Origin of the sequence: Trinickia sp. Y13 (assembly GCF_029522115.1) — a bacterium.
GTDB lineage: Bacteria > Pseudomonadota > Gammaproteobacteria > Burkholderiales > Burkholderiaceae > Trinickia.
Genome location: NZ_JAKWFK010000014.1, coordinates 38,898 through 58,224 on the forward strand (window position 1 = coordinate 38,898; position 19,327 = coordinate 58,224).

Annotated in this window: 17 protein-coding genes; all 17 read right to left on the reverse strand. The window is 64.7% G+C overall.

Going from position 1 to position 19,327, the window contains the following annotated elements; all coding sequences use genetic code 11:
* Positions 1-873: a hypothetical protein gene (locus MMB74_RS21660; RefSeq protein WP_277430714.1), complete on the reverse strand. Its 873-nt coding sequence runs from the start codon at positions 871-873 to the stop codon at positions 1-3.
* 284 nt (positions 874-1,157) lie between these two features.
* Positions 1,158-1,886: an RNA polymerase sigma factor FliA gene (locus MMB74_RS21665; RefSeq protein WP_277430715.1), complete on the reverse strand. Its 729-nt coding sequence runs from the start codon at positions 1,884-1,886 to the stop codon at positions 1,158-1,160.
* A 31-nt stretch (positions 1,887-1,917) separates the two neighbouring features.
* Positions 1,918-2,793 carry a MinD/ParA family protein gene (locus tag MMB74_RS21670; RefSeq protein ID WP_277430716.1) on the reverse strand — a complete coding sequence of 292 codons (876 nt, stop codon included), beginning with the start codon at positions 2,791-2,793 and terminating at the stop codon, positions 1,918-1,920.
* A complete protein-coding gene (gene flhF / locus MMB74_RS21675) occupies positions 2,786-4,609 on the reverse strand; it encodes a flagellar biosynthesis protein FlhF (RefSeq protein WP_277430717.1) in 1,824 nt (607 codons plus the stop codon). The genes MMB74_RS21670 and flhF overlap by 8 nt, the downstream gene beginning before the upstream one ends.
* On the reverse strand, positions 4,606-6,708 hold the full coding sequence (gene flhA / locus MMB74_RS21680; protein WP_277430718.1) for a flagellar biosynthesis protein FlhA: 2,103 nt from the start codon (positions 6,706-6,708) through the stop codon (positions 4,606-4,608). The genes flhF and flhA overlap by 4 nt, the downstream gene beginning before the upstream one ends.
* The gene (gene flhB, locus MMB74_RS21685; protein WP_277430719.1) at positions 6,705-7,910 is read right to left on the reverse strand and encodes a flagellar biosynthesis protein FlhB; all 1,206 of its coding nucleotides are present in this window, start codon (positions 7,908-7,910) and stop codon (positions 6,705-6,707) included. Before flhB ends, flhA begins: the two co-directional genes overlap by 4 nt.
* A 281-nt stretch (positions 7,911-8,191) precedes the next feature.
* On the reverse strand, positions 8,192-9,439 hold the full coding sequence (locus MMB74_RS21690) for a DUF3443 domain-containing protein (RefSeq protein ID WP_277430720.1): 1,248 nt from the start codon (positions 9,437-9,439) through the stop codon (positions 8,192-8,194).
* Between the two features lie 51 nt (positions 9,440-9,490).
* On the reverse strand, positions 9,491-10,006 hold the full coding sequence (locus MMB74_RS21695; RefSeq protein ID WP_277430721.1) for a DUF2844 domain-containing protein: 516 nt from the start codon (positions 10,004-10,006) through the stop codon (positions 9,491-9,493).
* 387 nt (positions 10,007-10,393) lie between these two features.
* On the reverse strand, positions 10,394-11,773 hold the full coding sequence (locus tag MMB74_RS21700; RefSeq protein ID WP_277430722.1) for a DUF3443 family protein: 1,380 nt from the start codon (positions 11,771-11,773) through the stop codon (positions 10,394-10,396).
* 22 nt (positions 11,774-11,795) lie between these two features.
* Positions 11,796-12,305, reverse strand: a complete 510-nt coding sequence (locus MMB74_RS21705) for a DUF2844 domain-containing protein (protein WP_277430723.1) — start codon at positions 12,303-12,305, stop codon at positions 11,796-11,798.
* A gap of 252 nt (positions 12,306-12,557) precedes the next feature.
* Positions 12,558-13,262, reverse strand: a complete 705-nt coding sequence (cheZ, locus tag MMB74_RS21710; RefSeq protein ID WP_277430724.1) for a protein phosphatase CheZ — start codon at positions 13,260-13,262, stop codon at positions 12,558-12,560.
* Position 13,263: 1 nt separating this feature from the next.
* Entirely contained in the window at positions 13,264-13,659 is a 396-nt protein-coding gene (cheY, locus tag MMB74_RS21715; RefSeq protein WP_277430725.1) for a chemotaxis response regulator CheY, read from the reverse strand.
* 52 nt (positions 13,660-13,711) lie between these two features.
* Positions 13,712-14,809, reverse strand: a complete 1,098-nt coding sequence (locus MMB74_RS21720; RefSeq protein WP_277430726.1) for a chemotaxis response regulator protein-glutamate methylesterase — start codon at positions 14,807-14,809, stop codon at positions 13,712-13,714.
* 79 nt (positions 14,810-14,888) lie between these two features.
* A complete protein-coding gene (gene cheD / locus MMB74_RS21725; protein WP_277430727.1) occupies positions 14,889-15,662 on the reverse strand; it encodes a chemoreceptor glutamine deamidase CheD in 774 nt (257 codons plus the stop codon).
* On the reverse strand, positions 15,659-16,660 hold the full coding sequence (locus MMB74_RS21730; RefSeq protein WP_277430728.1) for a CheR family methyltransferase: 1,002 nt from the start codon (positions 16,658-16,660) through the stop codon (positions 15,659-15,661). The genes cheD and MMB74_RS21730 overlap by 4 nt, the downstream gene beginning before the upstream one ends.
* Positions 16,661-16,831: 171 nt before the next feature.
* Positions 16,832-18,754: a methyl-accepting chemotaxis protein gene (locus MMB74_RS21735; RefSeq protein ID WP_277430729.1), complete on the reverse strand. Its 1,923-nt coding sequence runs from the start codon at positions 18,752-18,754 to the stop codon at positions 16,832-16,834.
* Positions 18,755-18,790: 36 nt separating this feature from the next.
* Positions 18,791-19,321, reverse strand: coding sequence for a chemotaxis protein CheW (cheW, locus tag MMB74_RS21740; RefSeq protein WP_277430730.1), 531 nt, complete (start codon positions 19,319-19,321; stop codon positions 18,791-18,793).
* Between the last annotated feature and the right edge of the window lie 6 nt (positions 19,322-19,327).

Genomic DNA, 19,327 nt, shown 5'->3' on the forward strand with positions numbered 1-19,327 from the left:
TCAAAGACACGGCAACAACTGCTTTGGCCTCGGCGTAAAGACCTTCGCTACCTCACTGCGGCGGCGGGCCGTCTCCTCGTTGAAAACTGGGCCGGCTTGCTGCAGCGCCGTTCGGCCCGGCGGCGCCATCCAGCCAATGCCCTGATAGCCCGTGACGCGAGCCTCGGCAAATCCCGCTCGGCGCATCTCGTCGGCCAAGATCTGTGCAGGGGCGCGAACCTTGACGAACCGTCCGCGACTCGCGGGAGGATCGGATTCGAAAGCCGTGCGCTCCTTCAAATCCGCAGACTCGCACGACGGGAGCTTCACAGACACGAAATCGGGACTCAGCCCCAATGCTTTGAAGGTGCGAGCGACCGCGCGCAACGTGAACGTGCGTTTGGAGCCCGGTTCGGTGGCTAGCTCCCCGCTGCCGGCAGCGCCGTGACCCAATACGGAGAGTTTGGTCTCCAACGGATCGAGCGAAGCAAGCGCCTCGGGTTCGAGGATCGTGGTGGCGGAGACGGCCTCGAGCTCGATTGCGAGGTCATCCCGGGCTGCCTCGAGCGCTGCCAGCTTCGCGTTGGCGTCCGCGACTTGTTGCTGCAACGAGGCAAACTGCGGCCCGAGCGTATCGGCGAATCTGCCGCCGGGGCCCGCCATCGCTTCGAGGACACGTTCCTTTTCTCGCACGTGAGCGAACTGGGCAAGGTAATCGCGTTTCGCCTGCTCGACTTCCTTCGCAGCGTCGGCGATCGCCCGTTCGCGCGCTTCGGTCAACGCCCCATACGCCTCTGAACTCCCTGCGATGACGGGGATGGGACCACGCGCGTTGGCGTCGACATTCTTCTTGCGCATGCGCGGCAGGTTCTCGCTCACTGCGAGTGCGAACATATCGCCATCGCCGAAATGCGCATACAGGCGGGCATATTTGTGCTTTCGTCGCGGACCAGTCTCCTGCGGCATCCTCCCTCCCGAAAAGGCGAGCTCAGCCGCATCGGCCTTCTTTACGTGGGCACGATCCCACGTTGATCGCAGCGCTCGCCGCCGAGTCATCGTACTCGGAGAGCCGGCCGCTCAGGCGCCATCGCGATTCGCGACGCGCGCCTCATCCCACAGTGTGAGTGTCGGCCGCTCGCAATGCGGCAACGGCGGCCGCAGGCCACCGTAATCGGATCTCACTCCACGCTCGCCCAGGCCATCTCCCGCAGCTTCGAGCGCAGCCGCGCAACGGCCTGGCTATGCAGCTGGCAAACGCGCGATTCGCTCACTTCCATCACGGCGCCGATTTCCCGCAAATTCATTCCGCGCTCGTAATACAGCGACATCAGCAACTTCTCGCGTTCCGGCAACTTGTCGATCGCCTCGACCAGCGCCGCACGCAAGCTCTCGTCGAGCAGCGCCGAGAGCGGGTCCGTATGGTCGACGCAGTAGCGGTCGAGGAACGGTTCGTCGTCGGCCGAGCGGTCGAAGTCTTCGTAATAGATCAACTGGCTGCCGTGCAGATCCTGCAGCATCGACTGATACGAATCGAGCGGCATTTGCAGATGGTCCGCGACCTCGGTTTCGCTCGCCGAGCGGCCCAGCCGTTGCTCGACCTGGTGCACGGCGGATTCCACTTCGCGCGACGTCTTGCGCAAACTGCGCGGCAACCAATCGTTGTTGCGCAACTCGTCGAGCATTGCCCCGCGGATGCGCTGACTCGCGTACGTCTCGAACTGCGCGCCCTGATCTTCCTTATAGCGACTCGCCGCGTCGAGCAAGCCGATCATGCCCGCCTGGATCAGGTCGTCAAGATCGACGCTCGCCGGCATTTTCGCCACGAGTTGCAAACCAAGCCTGCGCACCAGCGGTGCGTATTGCGTCAAAACATCCGTCTGGGACATTTTCCCTTGAGCGTTGTACATCGAGGGCCCCCTTTTCCTTGTCCCTAACGTTTCATGCATGTTGGCGCGCGGCCGCGGAGTCGGCCAACGCCGACGCCGGCATCGCCGTGCGCACCGAAGCCTCGGCGCGCGGCGAGCACAACGCCGGGCGCATCGGCCAATACAACATTTCAGAAGCAACGTGACGGTAGTCACGTGCCGATTGCGCCGACGGATAGGCGTCGACGACACAGCGCCTGAGCTCGAGCGATCGCTCCATCAGCGGGTCGGCTGCCACGCACCCGGCGTCTTCGATCGACACCGACAAGTACCGCGCCGCGACTTCAGCGAGGTTCTCGAACGTCGTGTGCGCATCGGCCAAGCTCGATACGTGATTGACGAGCACGCGAAACTGCGGGATCGCATGCTCGAGGTGCAGGCGCTTCATGCAGGCATACGCTTCCGTGATGGCTTGCGCCGCCACGCGCGTGACGATCATCACGTCGTGCGCCTGTGCCGCGAGCGGCGACAGCGCCCCTTGCCGATCGAGCCGCGCATCGACGAGCACGACGTCGGCGGGACCGGCGAGCAGCATGCCGAGCTGCGCGCCGCTATAGCCCGCGCAGTTCTCGCGCGATGCAGCCAATACCGAGAATCCCAACTCGTGGCGCGCGCACGCCTCGTCGAGCGCAAGCTCGCCGTCGAGCACGGCGCGCAGCGAGCCCGCCCCGCGCAAGCCGCCGAGCATCGTCGACACGCTGTTTGCGCCCAGCCGCTCGTCGATCACGAGCACATCCTTGCCGAGCGCGGCCAGCGCCGCCGCCAAGTTGATCACCGTCGACGTACAGCCGACGCCCACCGGGCCGCCCGTAACCGCAACGACACGCGAACCGCTCTTAGCGAGCAGCCTGCGCAGCCCCTCTGCCTGATCGGTGACTTGTTTAACCAAAGCGAACCTCGTGCAGCTCGGCGCTCGTGCGGCTCGACAGCGCCGAGAGCAGTGCAGGAATATCGTCGTCTTGCGGCACGAACGGCGAGCCGTCGCGCGGAATGCAGAACGCGCTCTTGATCAAGAATTTCTTCGTCGCGACGTAGAGGTTCTCCGGCACTTTCTGGCCCGTCGACACGTAGTGCACGGGCAGCTTGTAGCGGATCACCGTATCGAGCACGCCGCCCAAATTCGTCGCTTCGTCGAGCTTGGTCAGAATGCAGCCGGCCAATTCGGGCTGACCCTCGGCGCTGCTGTAGGCCTGCACCACTTCGTTGAGCGTGTCGCCGTGGCTCGTCGCATTGAGCAGCAGCAGCCGCTGCACCGGCAACCCGGCGCCGCACAGCATGGCGATCTGGTCGGAAACCGTGCGGTCGCGCTGGCTCATGCCGATCGTGTCGATCAGCACGATGTGCTTGTTGCGCAGCTCGGCCAGCGCCAGTTGCAGATCCGCGCCGTCCTTCACCGCATGCACCGAGACGCCGAGAATCTTGCCGAAGATGCGCAGTTGCTCGTGGCCGCCGATGCGATAGCTGTCGGTCGTCAGAAGCGCCACCTTGCTCGCGCCGAAGCGCATCACGCAACGCGCGGCAAGCTTGGCCGTCGTGGTGGTCTTGCCCACGCCCGTCGGCCCCATCAGCGCGAACACGCCGCCGCGCTCCATCAGCGCGTCTTCGTTTTCGAGCACGGGCAGGTTCGAGCCCAGCACTTGATGCACCCACTCCATCCCGGCGTCGAAGTTCGCGACTTCGGGCATGTGATCGACCACCATGCGCACGAGCTGGGCCGAGAAGCCTGCCGAGAACAGCGCCTTCGTGACTTCGCCTTGCACGGGGCTGCGCCGCTGGCGCTCGCCCCACGTCAGTCCGGCGAATTGCTCTTCCATCATGCCGCGCATCGCCGACAGCTCGCTCATCACCGTCTGATTGACGATCTCTTCCACGCGCGCGCGGATCGCATCGGCCATCGCCTCCGGGTCTTGCTCGGCCGAACCTTCGAACGCGGGCTTGGCCACGCGCGGCACCGCCCGGCGCGCTGCCACGCGGGCCGCTTCGTGCGCCCACTCGGGCACTTGCGCCGTCTCGAGTTCTTCGGGCGAGAGCACGCGGCCCGGCGCGCCGAGACCCTTGGCCGCCGCCGCGGCGGGCGTCATGGCGTGTGCGCGCGAGCTGTGCGCGGGGCGCTCGTTTTGCGCCGCGATGCGGCGAGCGTGGTCGATCAGCCAGGGGTTCGATTCCCCCAGCGTGCGTGCATCGCCGTCGGCATCGGCCGCGGCAGCGCTCGTCTGTGCGCCGCCCGCCGCGCGGCCGGCTGCCGATGCACCCGATGCGGCCGTGCGCTCGTTCGCACGCGGCGCGGCGAGGGCGGCGGCATCGATCGAGGCCGGACGGCTCGTTCCTTGGCCGTTCGCGCCTACTTCCGGACTCGCGCCGAAGACGGCCGAGAACACATCGGGCATTCCGTTCGCGTAGGGGTTGGACGGCATCGCGCTCGGATGAGCGGCGGCGGGCGCCGGCTGCGCGCTGGAGCTGGGCGCGGCGATCGCATAAGGATTGGCCGCCGGCGCGAAGCCGAGGTTTTGCGTTGCGCTTTGCGTCGTTGCTTCGCCCGCGTCGGGCGTGATGTGCGCGAAATCGGTGTCGGCCAGCGCGACGATTTCGACGCTGCCGTCCTCATTGGTCCGGTTCGACAATACGACGGCGTCGGCACCGAGGGCTTCGCGCACGAGGCGCAGTGCGTCGCGGCTCGTTGCGCCGATGAATTTACGAATGTTCAAGCTTGACCCCCAATGAGGTTAACGACTTTGATCGTGCGCGTCTCGGGCACTTCGGCATACGAGAGCACTTTCAATTGCGGCAGGCTGCGTCGCAGGAATCGCGCGAGCATCGCGCGAAGCGCGTGCTGCACGAGCAGCACCGGAGGCAGCCCGGCGTTTTGTTGACGGGTGATCGCCCTTTGCGTCGCCGTGAGGAGCGTGTGCGCGAGGCCCGGCTCGAGGCCAGGGTTCGCACCCGTCGAGAGCGCTTGCGACAGCACACGTTCGAGATTCGAATCGAGGCCCATCACCTGCATTTCGTTCGCGCCCGGATACCACTGCTGCGTGATCGCGCGGCCGAGAGCCAGACGCACGCTCGCGGTCAGGTCGTGCGCGTCGGTCTGCTTGCCCGCGTGCTCGGAGAGCGCTTCGAGGATCGTGCGCATATCGCGAATCGGCACGCCTTCCTCGAGCAGGTTCTGCAGCACCTTTTGCAGCGTCGTGAGCGAAAGCGTCTTAGGCACCAAATCTTCGATGAGCGAAGGGGCGTCCTTGCCGGTGCGCGTGACCAGCGCTTGCACTTCCTGGCGGCCGAGCAATTCCGCGGCATGCTGCACGACCAGATGGTTCAAGTGCGTCGCCACGACGGTGCTGGCGTCGACGACGGTGTAGCCGTACACCTGCGCTTGCTCGCGCAAGTTCGTGTCGATCCAGACTGCGGGCAAGCCGAAGGCCGGGTCTTGCGTCGGTTGGCCCGGCAGCGCGGCCGTGACCTGCCCCGGATTGATCGCGAGCCACTGGCCGGGGTACGCTTCGCCCACACCCACTTCGACACCCTTGAGCGCGATCCGGTAACCGTTCGGGCGCAGTTCCAAGTTGTCGCGAATGTGGATGACCGGCGGCAGAAAACCGATTTCCTGCGCGAACTTCTTGCGGATGCTCTTGATGCGCTTGAGCAGTTCGCCGTCGCTGTTCTTGTCGACGAGCGGGATCAAGCGGTAGCCCACTTCGAGGCCCAGCGTGTCGATCAGCGTGACGTCGTCCCAGCTCGCTTCGTTGTTCTCCGCGGGGGCCGCGACGGCCGGCGCCACGTCGACGAGCGACACGCCCGCCTTGGCCGCTTCGCTGCGCTTTTTCATCGTGCGGCCGAGCTGAATCGCGCCGCCGCCGAGCAGCAAGAACGCGAAGTGCGGCATGTTCGGGATCAAGCCGAGCAGGACGATGATCGAGCCCGTGATCATCAACACGCGCGGGTTCGTGAAGAGCTGCCCCGTGAGTTGGGTCCCGATGTCTTCGTCGGTGGCCACACGCGAGACGATCACGCCCGCCGCCGTCGAGATGACGAGCGAAGGAATCTGAGCGACGAGGCCGTCACCGATCGTGAGCAGCGTGTAGGTCTTGCCGGCCGCGGCGAAATCCATTCCGTGCTGGACGACGCCCACGATCAGGCCGCCGAATACGTTGACGACCATGATGATGAGGCCCGCGATCGCGTCGCCGCGCACGAACTTCGATGCACCGTCCATCGCGCCGTAGAACTCGGCTTCTTGCGACACCGACTGGCGACGCTTGCGCGCGCCTTCTTCGTTGATGAGGCCGGCATTCAGATCGGCGTCGATCGCCATCTGCTTGCCCGGCATCGCATCGAGCGTGAAGCGTGCGGCCACTTCGGCGATACGCCCCGCGCCCTTGGTGATCACCATGAAGTTGATGACCATCAGGATGGCGAACACGACGATGCCGACCGCGAAGTTGCCGCCCACGAGGAAGTGGCCGAACGATTCGATCACTTGGCCTGCGGCGCCCGGGCCCTTGTGGCCTTCGAGCAGCACGACGCGCGTGGAGGCGACGTTCAGCGACAGGCGCAGCAACGTCGAGAACAAGAGCACCGCCGGGAAGGCCGCGAAATCGAGCGGCTTTTGCGTGTACATGCTGACGAGCAGCACCATCACCGACAGCGCGATATTGAACGTGAACAGCAGATCGAGCAGGAACGGCGGCAACGGCAGAATCATCATGCCGAGGATCATGCAGATCAGGATCGGACCTGCGAGCGCGCGCAGGTTCGTGCCGCTCAGCATTTGGCTCTTGCCGAACAGGGTGCCGACGCGGGCGTTCATGCCGATGCTCCTTCGTTGGGTTCGCCGAGCGCTTCGTCGGCTTCTTCACGTTCGTCGGACTCGGAAATCGGGCCCTTCTTGTCCAGTTCGGCAGGCACGTCGAGTTCGGTCGGCGCAGCCGGAACATCGCCGCCTTCCTCGCGGAACTTGCGCAGTTGATAAACCCAGGCCAGCACTTCGGCCACGGCGTTGTAGAGCACGCCCGGGATTTCGCGATTCAATTCGACGTTGTGATAAAGCGCGCGAGCGAGCGGCGGCGCTTCGAGCATGGCGACGTTGTTTTCCGTAGCGACTTCGCGAATGCGGGCGGCGACGAGGTTCACGCCCTTGGCGACGACCTTCGGCGCGCGCATTTCACCGTCTGCGTACTTGAGCGCGACCGCGTAATGCGTAGGGTTCGTGACCACCACGTCGGCGGTGGGCACCGCGGCCATCATGCGGCGGCGGGCGATTGCGCGTTGCTGCTGGCGGATCTTGCCTTTGACGTGCGGGTCGCCTTCGTTTTCACGGTGTTCCCGCTTCACTTCTTCCTTCGTCATGCGCAGCTTCTTGTGGTACTGCCAGAGTTGATAGGGAACGTCGGCTGCGGCGATCACGAACATGCCGGCCACGGTCGTCGCGCAGCATGCGGCGACGATCGAGAGCCCATGGCCGAGCGCCTTGTGCAGCGGCTCGCCTGCCAGCGCGAGGATTTCGGTCTTGCGATGCCAAATGGCCGTGCCGCCGATGATGCCGACGAGCAGCGTCTTGGCCAGCGACATGCCGAGTTGGATGACGCCGTTGATCGAGAAGATGCGGCCCATGCCCGCGATGGGGTCGAGCCGTTCGAACTTGAATTCGAACACTTTCGGAGAAAGCAGCCAGCCGCCGAGCGCCATTGGCGCGGCGATCGCGGCCAAGCCCGTCAGCGCGAGAATCGGCGTAACTGCCAGGAACGCTTCGCGCCCGGCGTTGCCCGCGCCGATCAGCATGCGGTTGGTGTCGACGAGGCTCGCGTGGTTGAACGTGAATGCGCCGCGCAGCATGTCTTGCAGATGCAGGCCGATCGGCCCCGACAGGCCCCACACGCCGAAGAAGCCGGCGCCCAAGAGCGCGAACGTCGCCAATTCCCGCGAGCGCGCAACCTGCCCCTCCGAGCGCGCCTTCTCCAGGCGCCGGGGGGTTGCCGCTTCGGTTTTGTCGAGGTCGCTGTCCTCTGCCACGGGGTATTTCTCCGAAAGAATCGCGGCGACATGCCGTTATCCAGTGAGAGCGATTATTCCCGCACCGGTCAATCGACGATCGGCGGATAAGGCGGGGGAAACGGGTGCATTTCGAGTGATCGGCGCGACGGCGGGGCGCGCGCCGCAGGGGGCGTAAGAGCGAGGAAGAGCGCGGGGGAGCGAAGGCGCGACGCGCTAGCGCAGCATTCGCCGCGCCAGCGGGTTCGAAGAAAGGATAACGAAAGGAAACGGCTCCCTTGGAGCGGGGAGCCGTGGCAGCCTTAGAACGCGACGAACGGGCTCGCGCCGCCCGAGCCCGTTTGGTCCATGCCGTAGTAGACCGTCTTGCCGTAGAAGAACGGCATGCCGAAATCGATGAAGGTGGCACCGCTACCAAGGCTGCCGGCAAGGTTGTTCAATGCGTAATTGCCGTTCGCGAGCAGCGTGCTCGCGTTGCCGATGGACATTTGCTGCGCGCTGCCGCTGGGCGCACCGGGCGAACTGCCGTTGAAATCGGCCACCGTCACGGTCCGCGTGGTCGCTGAAGCCGGGCAATAGAACGCAGACGCAGCGCCCGAGCAGGCAGGCAGCGTGTTGTCGGTGAAAAAGTACGCATTCGACCCCGAATCGAAGAAAGCCACGACCGCGTTGCCGGTGAAGGTGGCGTTCACATCGCCGTACGCGTTCGTCGTGAGCTTGAGCACCGTGGTGGGCAACGCATTGTTCGATTGCGTATTGATGCCGAACGTGAGCATGCCGCTGACCGTGCTCTGCCCGGTCGGGCCAATGCTAGGCATCGATAAGATCACGCCGTTGTCGTTGGGCGCGAACTTGACGACGGGATTGGTCACTTGCTGCGCTTCTGCAACGAGCGTCTGCGCGCAATTCGTGCCGTTGGGGCACGCGTAGTAATTGCTGTTGCCCACTGGCGCAGTCGCACAGGTCGCGCCGCAATCATTGGGCGCAACGCCCACGCCCAAGATGCCGTTCGCGCCAAGATCGGCTGGCGTCAATTCGAGCGTGCCTGACGAACAGCCCCCTGTGGACACCGCGCCTTGCGGCATGTCGCCAACGATCTGAATCGGCAGGCTGCCGGCCGTTTCTTTTCCGATGGTCACGTCGGCCGTGCGGATCGAGCCCCAGGTGTAACCGTCGGCGAACGCCGTGCATTCGGCCAGTTGGACGCCGGCGACCGTCTCCTTCGGCAATGCGCCCAGCACTTGGCTTGCTGCCGAGCTGGCAAGCCGAAGCCCGAACGATTCCGTATCGACTTGAACGTTGTCGACGGTTTGGCATGTGGACGAACCCGGCACGCAGATCGTCACGCTGACGGTTGGGATATTCGCGACGCCTTCGACGCCCCGGCCGACCGTCACGACGGCTTGGTTCGCTGCCGGTTGCACGCCGCCGGCGCTGCCGCCGCTTCCACCGCTGTCGCCGCCACCGCCGCACGCCGCGACGAAGGTCGCGAGGGTTGCCACACCGAGCGCCCTGAGCGCCCTAAAGAGTTTGCTGTGAGTGCGCAACATAGTTCTCCCTGGTTCTCTCGCTCGCTTACGCGTTTATTTGCTCGGGCCGGGTTACTTGATGTCGGCGCCCGTCAAGCCTGCAGGCAGTGCGCTCGGCAGCCAGGCTTGGCCGAAGAACGACCCCATGTGACCGCCCGAATGCACAACGAGGTCGGATTGCTCAACCGCCACGGGCCCCCGTGCATGACGGGCGGCACGCTGCGCTTTGACCCCGCTTGCGTATTGCGGGAAATAATTACCGAGCAACGTCTGTAAATCAGGCATGCGCGGACCGTTCCAGGCAATCCCGAACACGGTGCCTCCAGCGCCGATGTATTCGCGCACTTGGGTGCCGGTGGAAAAGGTCGTCGAACGGATGGAGTAGGGCGAGGAGGTGCTGGTTCCGGACGCGATCCCTCCCGTTGCCGCGGACGCCGCGTGGGCAGTGGTGACCACGGCATTGGTGGCCCCGCTCGGCGTTGTCATCGGTGCACCGCCGAGAACTGCCCAGGCAAAAGAAGGCACGGCAGCGAACGCGCCGGTAGTGAGTGCCGTGCGTACAACGGCGCGTAAAGGACGATTCAACATCGGATCGGTTCCTCCTGGTTGGAATCGGTGAGCGCGCGTGAGTGTCGTCGTCGGCACCATCGACGCCGACGATCCAATGTTGTTCTTCTTAAGAATCTAGTACATGCTGGCGCAGACAGCTAATCGCAAGCAGCAATAGCAAGGACGATGCCAAGAGGACGACTTGGGAGCTGCCGCTGCGCCGTCAGGAAGCATGGAAACGGTGACGGTGTAGCAAATGCGCGACGGGGCAGCGGAGGGGGATTCGAGCGGAGGTCTGTCTGAAGCGCGAAATGAAGGGCGGCGCGCTCAAGGCGAGTGTTGACCAGGGGAAGCTACGCGCAGCCGATCGTCCGCGAGCGGCGACGCGGCCGCACGAGGACGATCGGCTGGTACGACACAGCAGCTTTAGAAAGCAACGTAGGCCGTCGTTCCTACGTTAAGCGTTCCGCTGTTCGCGGTATCGTAGTTGAAATAGACCGTACGCCCATAGAAGAATGGCATGCCGAAATCGACCGCCAACAACCCGGAGTCGCCGCCAAGGTTGGAGAACGCAAACCCGCCGCCATTGCGCAGGTTGAGCCAGTTTTCGATGTTGATCGCCAGCGAAGCCGTCGTACCGTTGAAGCCGGTCACGGAAGGCTGCAGCGGCACAGCCGAGACAGGGCAATAGAAACCGCTGCCGTCCGAGCAAGCAGCGAGACCGGGGGTGTTGGGGAAGAAAATCCCGTTCGATCCCGTATCGAAAAATGCCGCGCGCTGAGTCGACGAAGTGTCCGAATACGTCGTACCACTCAGCGATGCGCTCTTGACGTCCCCATAGTGATCCGTCGTGAACGTTTGGATGCCCGAGGACGGCACCGCATTGTTTGCTTGCGTACCGAGCCCGAACGTCAAGTAACCGGAAGCGCTTATCGCGCCCGAGGCTCCGACAGTCGGCATATTCAAAATCACGCCGTTCGTGTTCGCGCTCGCAAAAAACTGAACCGGGTTGGCCACTTGCTGGGTGTTCGGCACGGCCAAGTCGGTGCAGTTGCTCATCGTGCCACCGCTCAACGTGCATCCGTAATAGAGATCGTTGTTGGTCGTGACCTGGCAAACCGTGCCGCAGTCATATTTCGCCGTCCCGATACCGAGAATGCCGTTTGCGGCGAGAGAGAATGGCGTGTCGTGAAGCGTCGTTGGGCTGGCACAGGCGTTGTTGCTGCCGCCGGCTGCCGATTGCGCGATGTCGCCCAGAATATGGACAGGCATGCCCGAGGTCGCCGTCGCGCTCTCGCCACCGATCTTCACATCCGCCAGGCGTACCGATCCCCATGACGAACCGTCGGCGAAGCCCATGCATTCGGCCACGGCTTGTCCCGACACCGTCTCGACCGGCAACGCATTGAGCATCGTGCTGTTCAGTGCACTGGAGGTCAGCCTCAATCCGGACGATCCCGTGTCGAGTTGGATGTTGTTGATGGTCTGGCAGACGCTCGTGCCGTGCTGGCAAACGGTTACGCTCACCATCGGGATGTTTGCCGCACCCATCGCGGAAGACACCAGGACCGCCACCTGATTGGTCGCCAACGAAGCCGGCGTACTCGAGACAGGGCCGCTCGCGACGATGCTCGAGCTGCCGCTGGTGCTGCCGGAGGTGGTCCCGCTGGTGCTGCCGCTACTGGATGTGGTGCTTGCGGTGCTGCTAGAGCCCCCGCCGCCGCCGCAACCCGCGACAAGGCCGACGATTGCCGCCAACCCGAACGCACTCAGCGTGCGGGCCAATGCTTTATTGATCTGCAACATGGTTCTGCTTGCCCTCGATCGTTTATTGGATATCAGAAGCACTGACGCCGACTGGCAAAGCCGAGGGCAAATAGGCTTGTCCGCCGAACGCGCCCATGTGGCCGCCCGAGCGCACCACAAGACCAGGCAGTTCGATCACGAGAGGGCCGCGGCCGGGATGCGCCGCGCGCAGCGCGTTACGCGCGCTATCGAATTGAGGGAAGTAATTGCCGAGCAGCACCGCCAGGTTGGGCATGGCAGGCCCGCCCCACGCAATACCGAATACGGTGCCGGCTGTCGAGGTGTACTCGCGCACGATCGTGCCGCTGCCGAAAGTCGTTTGCGTCACCGTATAGGAAGCCGCGCTCGTGGCGCTCGCCGCACCCGATGCGGCATGAACGACAGAAGAGACGGGAGACACTGAAACGGACGTCGCGCCGGCAGGCGGCGGCGTGGGTGTGCCGCCGAGCGCGGCGAGCGCGGGCGCGGCCACGCCCAATACCCCGCAGGTCAGCGCGGCGCAAAACGCGGCGCGCATGGTTTTATTCGACATTTTTAATAAGCCTCTTATTGGTTGACTTTTTTATCGCGCCCCTCGGCGCTTTTACTTTCATGCCGGAGCCATTTTTAAACACCATCGGCGCTCGAACCGACGCGCCGGGCGTGCGGGAAATGGACCGAGCGTCATCCCGCGTCGCACATGCACAGGGGCGGCGCCGCGTCCTGCGGCCCGCCCCTGGAAACCTGAAACCTGAAACCTGAAACCTGAAACCTGAAATTCGAACGCTGCAACGAAGCAATGCCGTCAGAACCCCAAGCTCGCCAGCAAATCGTCGACGTCGGATTGATCCTGCACGACATCCGCACGTCCCTCGGGGTTGATCTGAGGTCCATTGAGCAAGTGATCGGGCGTACCCGTCGCGCCCGGCTCGGCCGCGAGCGCGGCCGCCGTCTGCGCGAACTGCTCGCGCCGCTCGGGTGCGATGTTTTCCACCAGCACCGTCAAGAGCTGCTGCTCGATGATGTACACCATATCCATGATCTTTTTGATGACCTGGCCGGTCAGATCTTGGAAATCCTGCGCCATCATGATTTCGAGCAGCTTTTGATTGGTGGCGGAGGTGGCGTCGGGCACACGCGTGAGGAACTCGCGCGTGTCGTTCATCAACGTGCGCACTTCCTCGCGCTCGATCGGGGCCGCATACCAGCGCTCCCAGCGAGTGTCGAGTTCGGCCGCATCGGCTTGCAACTTCTCTTGCAGCGGCTTGGCGATATCGATCGCGGTCAGCACGCGCTCGGCCGCCTGCTCGGTCATGTTCGCGACGTACTTGAGCCGGTCGCGCGCGTCGGGCACCGCCTCGGCGGCTTGCTCGACATGCTTGTCGAGCCCAAGTTCGCGCATCGAATCGCGCAGCGTCTTCGTCAGTTGGCCGATGCGCGCGAGAATGCGGTCGGTCGTCAAATCGGGGCCGTCGGCGCCATCCGATTGCGAATTGGTGGCTTCGTTCACTTCAGCTCCCGGCCTTGGTCATCTTCTCGAGAATCTTCGTGAGTTTTTCATCGAGCGTGGCGGCGGTAAACGGCTTCACCACGTAGCCGCTCGCGCCGGCCTGCGCCGCCGCGATGATGTTTTCCTTCTTCGACTCGGCCGTCACCATGAGCACCGGCAAGTGCGAAAGCGAGGCGTCAGCGCGAATGCGCTTGAGCATTTCCAAGCCGTCCATATTCGGCATATTCCAGTCGGAAATGACGAAATCGAACCCGCCGCCTTGCAAGCGCGACAACCCCGCCGCGCCGTCCTCGGCCTCGTCCACGTTCCCGTAGCCGAGCTCCTTCAACAGGTTGCGAACGATCCGGCGCATCGTCGGAAAATCGTCCACCACCAAAATTTTCATGCTTTTGTCCATCTTCGTTCCCTTTAACCTGAATTGGTCGGCGCAAGAAACCGGGCCCGCCCGGTCACACGCGCTGCACTCGATCGCCCATCGCCGCGAGACGTGCCATCACTCTGCGGCTCATTTCCGATAGAGGCGCGATCTCGTCGGCCGCGCCCAACGCGATCGCCTCGCGCGGCATGCCGAAGACGATGCAGCTCGCCTCATCCTGCGCGAGAGTGTATGCGCCCGCATTTCGCATGTCTAACAATCCAGCCGCGCCGTCGCGCCCCATCCCCGTCAGGATCACGCCCACGGCATTCTTACCGGCATGCTGCGCCGCCGAGCGAAACAGAACGTCGACGGACGGCCGGTGGCGGTTGACCGGCGGGTCGTCCGACAAGTGTGCAATGTAGTTCGCCCCGCTGCGCGCAAGCAATAGATGTGCATGGCCCGGTGCAATATAGGCGTGGCCCGGCAGCACACGCTCGCCGTGCTCCGCTTCCTTGACGGTGATCCGGCACAGGCCGTTCAGGCGCTGCGCGAACGACTTCGTAAAGCCCGGCGGCATATGCTGCGCGATCAAGACGGCCGGTGCGTCCGGCGGCAACGGCGTCAGCACTTCGCGAATCGCCTCGGTGCCCCCCGTCGACGCGCCGACGATGATCAGCTTTTCAGTACTGACGAGCGGGTTGTTGAACATCGGCGCATGGGCGCTCGCGGCCGGGGCGCTGCCGGCGGCCGGCGCCGGGGCCACGCTGCGCGCGCTCACGCGAGCGCGGGCGGCGGCGCGGATCTTGTCGGCCAGCTTTTCCGCGTAATCGAGCATGCCGTCGCGAATCCCGACCTTGGGCTTGGTGACGAAGTCGACCGCGCCCAGTTCGAGGGCGCGCAGCGTGATTTCCGAGCCGCGCTCGGTGAGCGAAGACACCATCACCACCGGCATCGGCCGCAACCGCATCAGCTTCTCGAGGAAGTCGAGGCCGTCCATGCGGGGCATTTCCACGTCCAGCGTCAGCACGTCGGGATTGTGCTGTTTGATCAACTCGCGCGCGACGAGCGGGTCCGGCGCCGTCGCGCAGACCGCCATGTCGGGCTGACCGTTGATGATCTCCGTCATCAGGCTGCGAATCAGCGCCGAGTCGTCGACACACAATACTTTGATTTTCTGCACAGCGATCATGCCTCCCGCTGGGCCGCCCTGAGGGAGGCATGCGCCCCCTCGGAGGGCAGAGAACGAATGTGAACGTGGGGGTAATTCATTAAGCCTCCTCTACGGTCTTGGCGCTATTGATCGGGGCCGTCGCGGCGCCGCGTGCGCTCGCGCCGAAGAGCTCCACGCGCGGCTTGGCCGCGGGCGCGCCGAACAACTCGACCCGCGGCTTTTGCGCGGGTGCCTGGCCGTTGTTCGTGAACAATTCCGCGCGGCCGAGCTCGCGGGCGGCGCGCGCGTGACGCGCGGCGCGCGCCTCGGCCACTTGCTTGGCAAGCGCCTGCTCGCGCTCGGCGACGCTCGGCTCTTGCTGCAGCCGCAGCTTCTTGACCATCGCCTGCCCCGTGTCCGGCATGAACGCGACCTTGCGCGGATGCACACCTTGAAGGTCTTCGGCTACGATGCGGATTTTTTCCAGAGCCAGGTAGCGCCGCACGAACTCGGCGTTGCGATCGCCGATATTGATCGTCGTCATGCCCGCCAGCACCGCCGCCCCGCCGAACACCTTTGCTTCGAAACGCTCGCGCCGGCCGCCCATCTTGATCAATTCGTTGATGAGCACTTCCATGGCGTAGGCGCCATAGCGCATCGAGTCGGACGCAGCCTGCGACGGTTGCTCGCCATCGTCGGGCAGCATGAAGTGATTCATGCCGCCGATCCCGGCCGTCCGATCGTGAATGCAAGCGGCGACGCACGAGCCGAGCACGGTCACGAGCACCATGTCCTCGCGCGTCGTATAGAACTCGTTCGGCAACAGCTTCACGCCGCGCCGGCCGAAGTGATTGTCGAAATACAGATTCGTGGCGATCGGTAAGGCACTCATGCTACGACCTCCCGCCGGCCTTTGCCGTGGGCGGCCGATGCAGGCTCGTCCATGCGTTCCTGGCGAGCGCCGGACGCGCGCCCGGCGCCATTTGCCTGCAGATCGCGCGAGAGCTCGTACACCGTCTGGCCGCGCAAGCGGAACGCCTGCGTGACGTAGGTGAAGTTCTCCGAATGACCGGCAAAGAGCAGCCCGCCCGGCTTGACGAGCGGTTCGAAGCGCGCAAGCACTTGCGACTGCGTCGGCTTGTCGAAGTAGATCATCACGTTGCGGCAGAAGATCGCATCGAACGGCTGACGCAGTCCGTAATCGGCGTCGGTCAGGTTCAACTGAGCGAAGCGGATCATCGAACGCAGTTCGGGACGCACCTTGACGAGGCCCGCATGCGCCCCGGTTCCTTTCAGGAAGAAGCGTTTCAGCCGCTCGGGGCTCAGCTGTTTGACCTGATCGAGCGAATAGACGCCCGCCTCGCCTTTGGCGAGCACTTGCGTGTCCAGATCGGTCGCGAGCACCGTCGTTTGGCGCGCCTGCGACTCGCCGAGCGCCTCGACGAGCGTCATCGCGATCGAGTACGGTTCTTCCCCTGTCGAGGCGGCCGAGCACCAAATCGAAACCGGCTGCTGGCGGCGCTTGACGAAATCGGCAAGGATCGGGAAGTGGTGCGATTCACGGAAGAAGGCCGTCAGATTCGTGGTCAGCGCGTTCGTGAACGCTTCCCACTCCGCGGCGCTGTTTTCCGATTCGAGTAGATCGAGGTAGTGCCGAAACGAGTCGAGGCCCCGCGCGCGCAGCCGCCGTGCGAGGCGGCTGTATGCCATGTCGCGCTTGTGCTCGGAGAGCGAAATGCCCGCGCGACGATGAATCAACTCGCGGATGCGGGCGAAATCGGCGGCGGTGAACTCGAAATCGCGATCGGCGAAGCCGGAGCCGGCGGCTCGATCGTCGAGGCCGCCCGACTCGCCCCGCTCGGGCCGAAGAATTGCGCGCGCTGTCGTCATGGTGCTTCTCTCACGTCATAGATGCCAAGCCGTGCCGTCGCCTGAACAGCCCCCGCTCGCGCGGGCTCGCGCCGCGCAATGAATCGCCCGGATGCGGGCAGGGTGCCGAAACGCCACATGCTCGTCTGCCTTTCCTGCTAACGGCGCGTGCAACGGGCACGCGCCGCGGGTTCAAAACGTTTCCCAGTCGTCGTCCGACTTGCTGCTCGAGGCAGTGACGACGGGAGCCGGGGCAATTGCCGCCGGGGCCGCCTTCACGGCCGGTTTGGCCGCGGCCGAGGCGCTTCTTGCAACGGGCGCGGCTTTGGCGGCGAGCGCGGGCTTCGCGCTCGGCGCTGCCTGCCCGGCGCTCGTCGCATCGGCGGCCGCTGCCGCACCACTCGGCTCGTGCGAGGCTTGCGCGGCGATTGCTGCCTTCGCCCCGCTCGTGCGCACCGTAAGAGCCTGCTGCGCAGATGACAAAACGCGTTTGGCAGCCGGCTTCGCGGCAAGCCGCGCTTGCGCGGGGCGCGACGCCGGCGCCGCGCTTACCGCGTGCCCGCCCTCGATGCGCCATTGCCCGACAACCGTCTTCAACTGGCGTGTTTGCTCTTCGAGCGAGGCCGCCGCTGCCGCCGCCTGCTCGACGAGCGCCGCGTTCTGCTGCGTCACGTCGTCCATCTGCGTGAGGGCGCGATTCACACCCTCGATGCCGGTCGACTGCTCTTCCGAAGCCGCGCTGATCTCACCCATGATGTCGGTCACGCGGCGCACGGCTTGAACGATTTCGTCCATGGTCGTGCCGGCGCGGCCCACGAGCTCGGAGCCGCTCGCCACCTTATCCGCCGAATCGCCGATGAGCCCTTTGATTTCCTTGGCCGCTGCCGCGCTGCGCTGCGCGAGGCTGCGCACTTCGCCGGCAACGACCGCGAAGCCGCGACCTTGCTCGCCCGCGCGCGCCGCTTCCACCGCCGCGTTCAGCGCGAGGATATTGGTCTGGAACGCGATCCCTTCGATCACGCCGATGATGTCGACGACTTTGTTCGAACTCGTCGCGATGTCCTGCATCGTCGTCACGACTTGACTCACGACCTCGCCGCCGCGCATTGCGATGTCCGACGCATTGACCGCGAGCTGGCTCGCTTGCCGGGCGTTCTCGGTGTTCTGCCGCACGGTGCCGGTGAGCTGGCCCATGCTCGTCGCGGTTTGCTGCAGCGAAGCGGCTTGCTCTTCGGTGCGTTGCGACAGATCGGTGTTGCCGATCGAAATCTCGCGCGCGCCGACGTCGATCGATTCGGTACCCGTATGCACGGCCTTGACCATCGTCGTGATGGCGTTTTGCATCCGCAGGATGCCCGCATAAAGGCGGCCGATCTCGTTGCGGCCGTACACGCGCACGCTGCGCGTCAGATCGCCGTCGGCGATATGTTCGAAGTGAGCGATCGCATCGTTGATCGGCTGCACGATCAGCCCGCGCAATGCGAAGCGCACGAACACGACGAGGACGATCGCGAGCGCCGTCACCGCAATGATCAGCGAGCTCATCAGCGTGATGCTCGCGGCCGATTGCTCGCGCTGCGACTCGGCGTGCGCTTGGCGCGCCTTGAGCACCGTGACGGCCACTTTGTCGAACGCAACGAACATCGGGCTGATCTTGGTATCGGCGATGGCGTGATAGGCGGCCAGATCGCCCGCTTGCGCCGCGGCGAACTCGGGCTCGACGCCGTCGTGCAGCAAGGTGGCGTGGCGCGCATTGAGCTCGTCGATGAGCGCGCTATCGACGCCTTCGCGCGGCGTGCCGGAGAAGGTTTGCCACGCTTGATTCGAGGCGGCGAGCAACTCTTGGGCGCGCGCCAGCACCTTCTTCGCTTCGTCGGCGTTGCCCGCCTCGGACAGGGCGCGGAAGCGATCCAGCGCGATGCGCGAGCGCAGCAGATAGCTGCTCGCTTCGTCCAATGCGTGGATCGTCGGCAAGTCGCCGCGTGCGAGCGAATCGAGCGAGCGCGTTGCGCCCGAAAGCGCGGTCAGCCCGAGCACGCCGACCGCAATGGTCAGCGCGACGAGCGCGGCGCCCATGGCCGTCAACGTCGTGCGAATCGACCAGTTTTGCAACATCGTCAATCTCCGTTTGGTGCGATCGAGCCTGGCGCGTTACTGCGCGAAGGTTTCGATGAGCGCCATTTCCTTGCTGACCATCAGTTTCTCGATGTCCATGAGGATCAGCATGCGTCCTTCGACGGTGCCAAGGCCCGTCAAATACTCTGCCGTCAGCGTCGCGCCGAATTCGGGCGCGGGCATGATCTGGTCGGCCGTCAGGGTCAGCACGTCCGACACGCCGTCCACGACCATCCCCACTACGCGGTGCGCGACGTTCAAGATGATCACGACGGTTTGATGGTCGTACTCCACGCGGCCGAGCTGGAACTTGATCCGCATGTCGACGATCGGCACGATGATGCCGCGCAGGTTGATCACGCCCTTGATGAATTCGGGCGCGTTGGCGATGCGCGTCACGCTGTCGTAGCCGCGAATTTCCTGCACCTTCAGGATGTCGATGCCGTACTCTTCCGCGCCGAGCGTGAAGATCAGAAACTCTTGCCCGGCCGCATCGGCCTGCAGCGCGTCGCGACGGCCGCCCGCGACGAGCGCGCCGCTTGCATTGTTGGTTTGGACTTCAGCCACGTTAGC

Coding starts and splice junctions, on each gene's coding strand:
- flhA (WP_277430718.1), bottom strand. CDS start 6,708: ATGAACGCCCGCGTCGGCACCCTGTTCGGCAAGAGCCAAATGCTGAGC.
- cheD (WP_277430727.1), bottom strand. CDS start 15,662: ATGAGTGCCTTACCGATCGCCACGAATCTGTATTTCGACAATCACTTC.
- MMB74_RS21700 (WP_277430722.1), bottom strand. CDS start 11,773: ATGTTGCAGATCAATAAAGCATTGGCCCGCACGCTGAGTGCGTTCGGG.
- MMB74_RS21660 (WP_277430714.1), bottom strand. CDS start 873: ATGTTCGCACTCGCAGTGAGCGAGAACCTGCCGCGCATGCGCAAGAAG.
- MMB74_RS21665 (WP_277430715.1), bottom strand. CDS start 1,886: ATGTACAACGCTCAAGGGAAAATGTCCCAGACGGATGTTTTGACGCAA.
- cheY (WP_277430725.1), bottom strand. CDS start 13,659: ATGGACAAAAGCATGAAAATTTTGGTGGTGGACGATTTTCCGACGATG.
- MMB74_RS21690 (WP_277430720.1), bottom strand. CDS start 9,439: ATGTTGCGCACTCACAGCAAACTCTTTAGGGCGCTCAGGGCGCTCGGT.
- MMB74_RS21720 (WP_277430726.1), bottom strand. CDS start 14,809: ATGATCGCTGTGCAGAAAATCAAAGTATTGTGTGTCGACGACTCGGCG.
- MMB74_RS21730 (WP_277430728.1), bottom strand. CDS start 16,660: ATGACGACAGCGCGCGCAATTCTTCGGCCCGAGCGGGGCGAGTCGGGC.
- MMB74_RS21735 (WP_277430729.1), bottom strand. CDS start 18,754: ATGTTGCAAAACTGGTCGATTCGCACGACGTTGACGGCCATGGGCGCC.
- MMB74_RS21695 (WP_277430721.1), bottom strand. CDS start 10,006: ATGTTGAATCGTCCTTTACGCGCCGTTGTACGCACGGCACTCACTACC.
- MMB74_RS21705 (WP_277430723.1), bottom strand. CDS start 12,305: ATGTCGAATAAAACCATGCGCGCCGCGTTTTGCGCCGCGCTGACCTGC.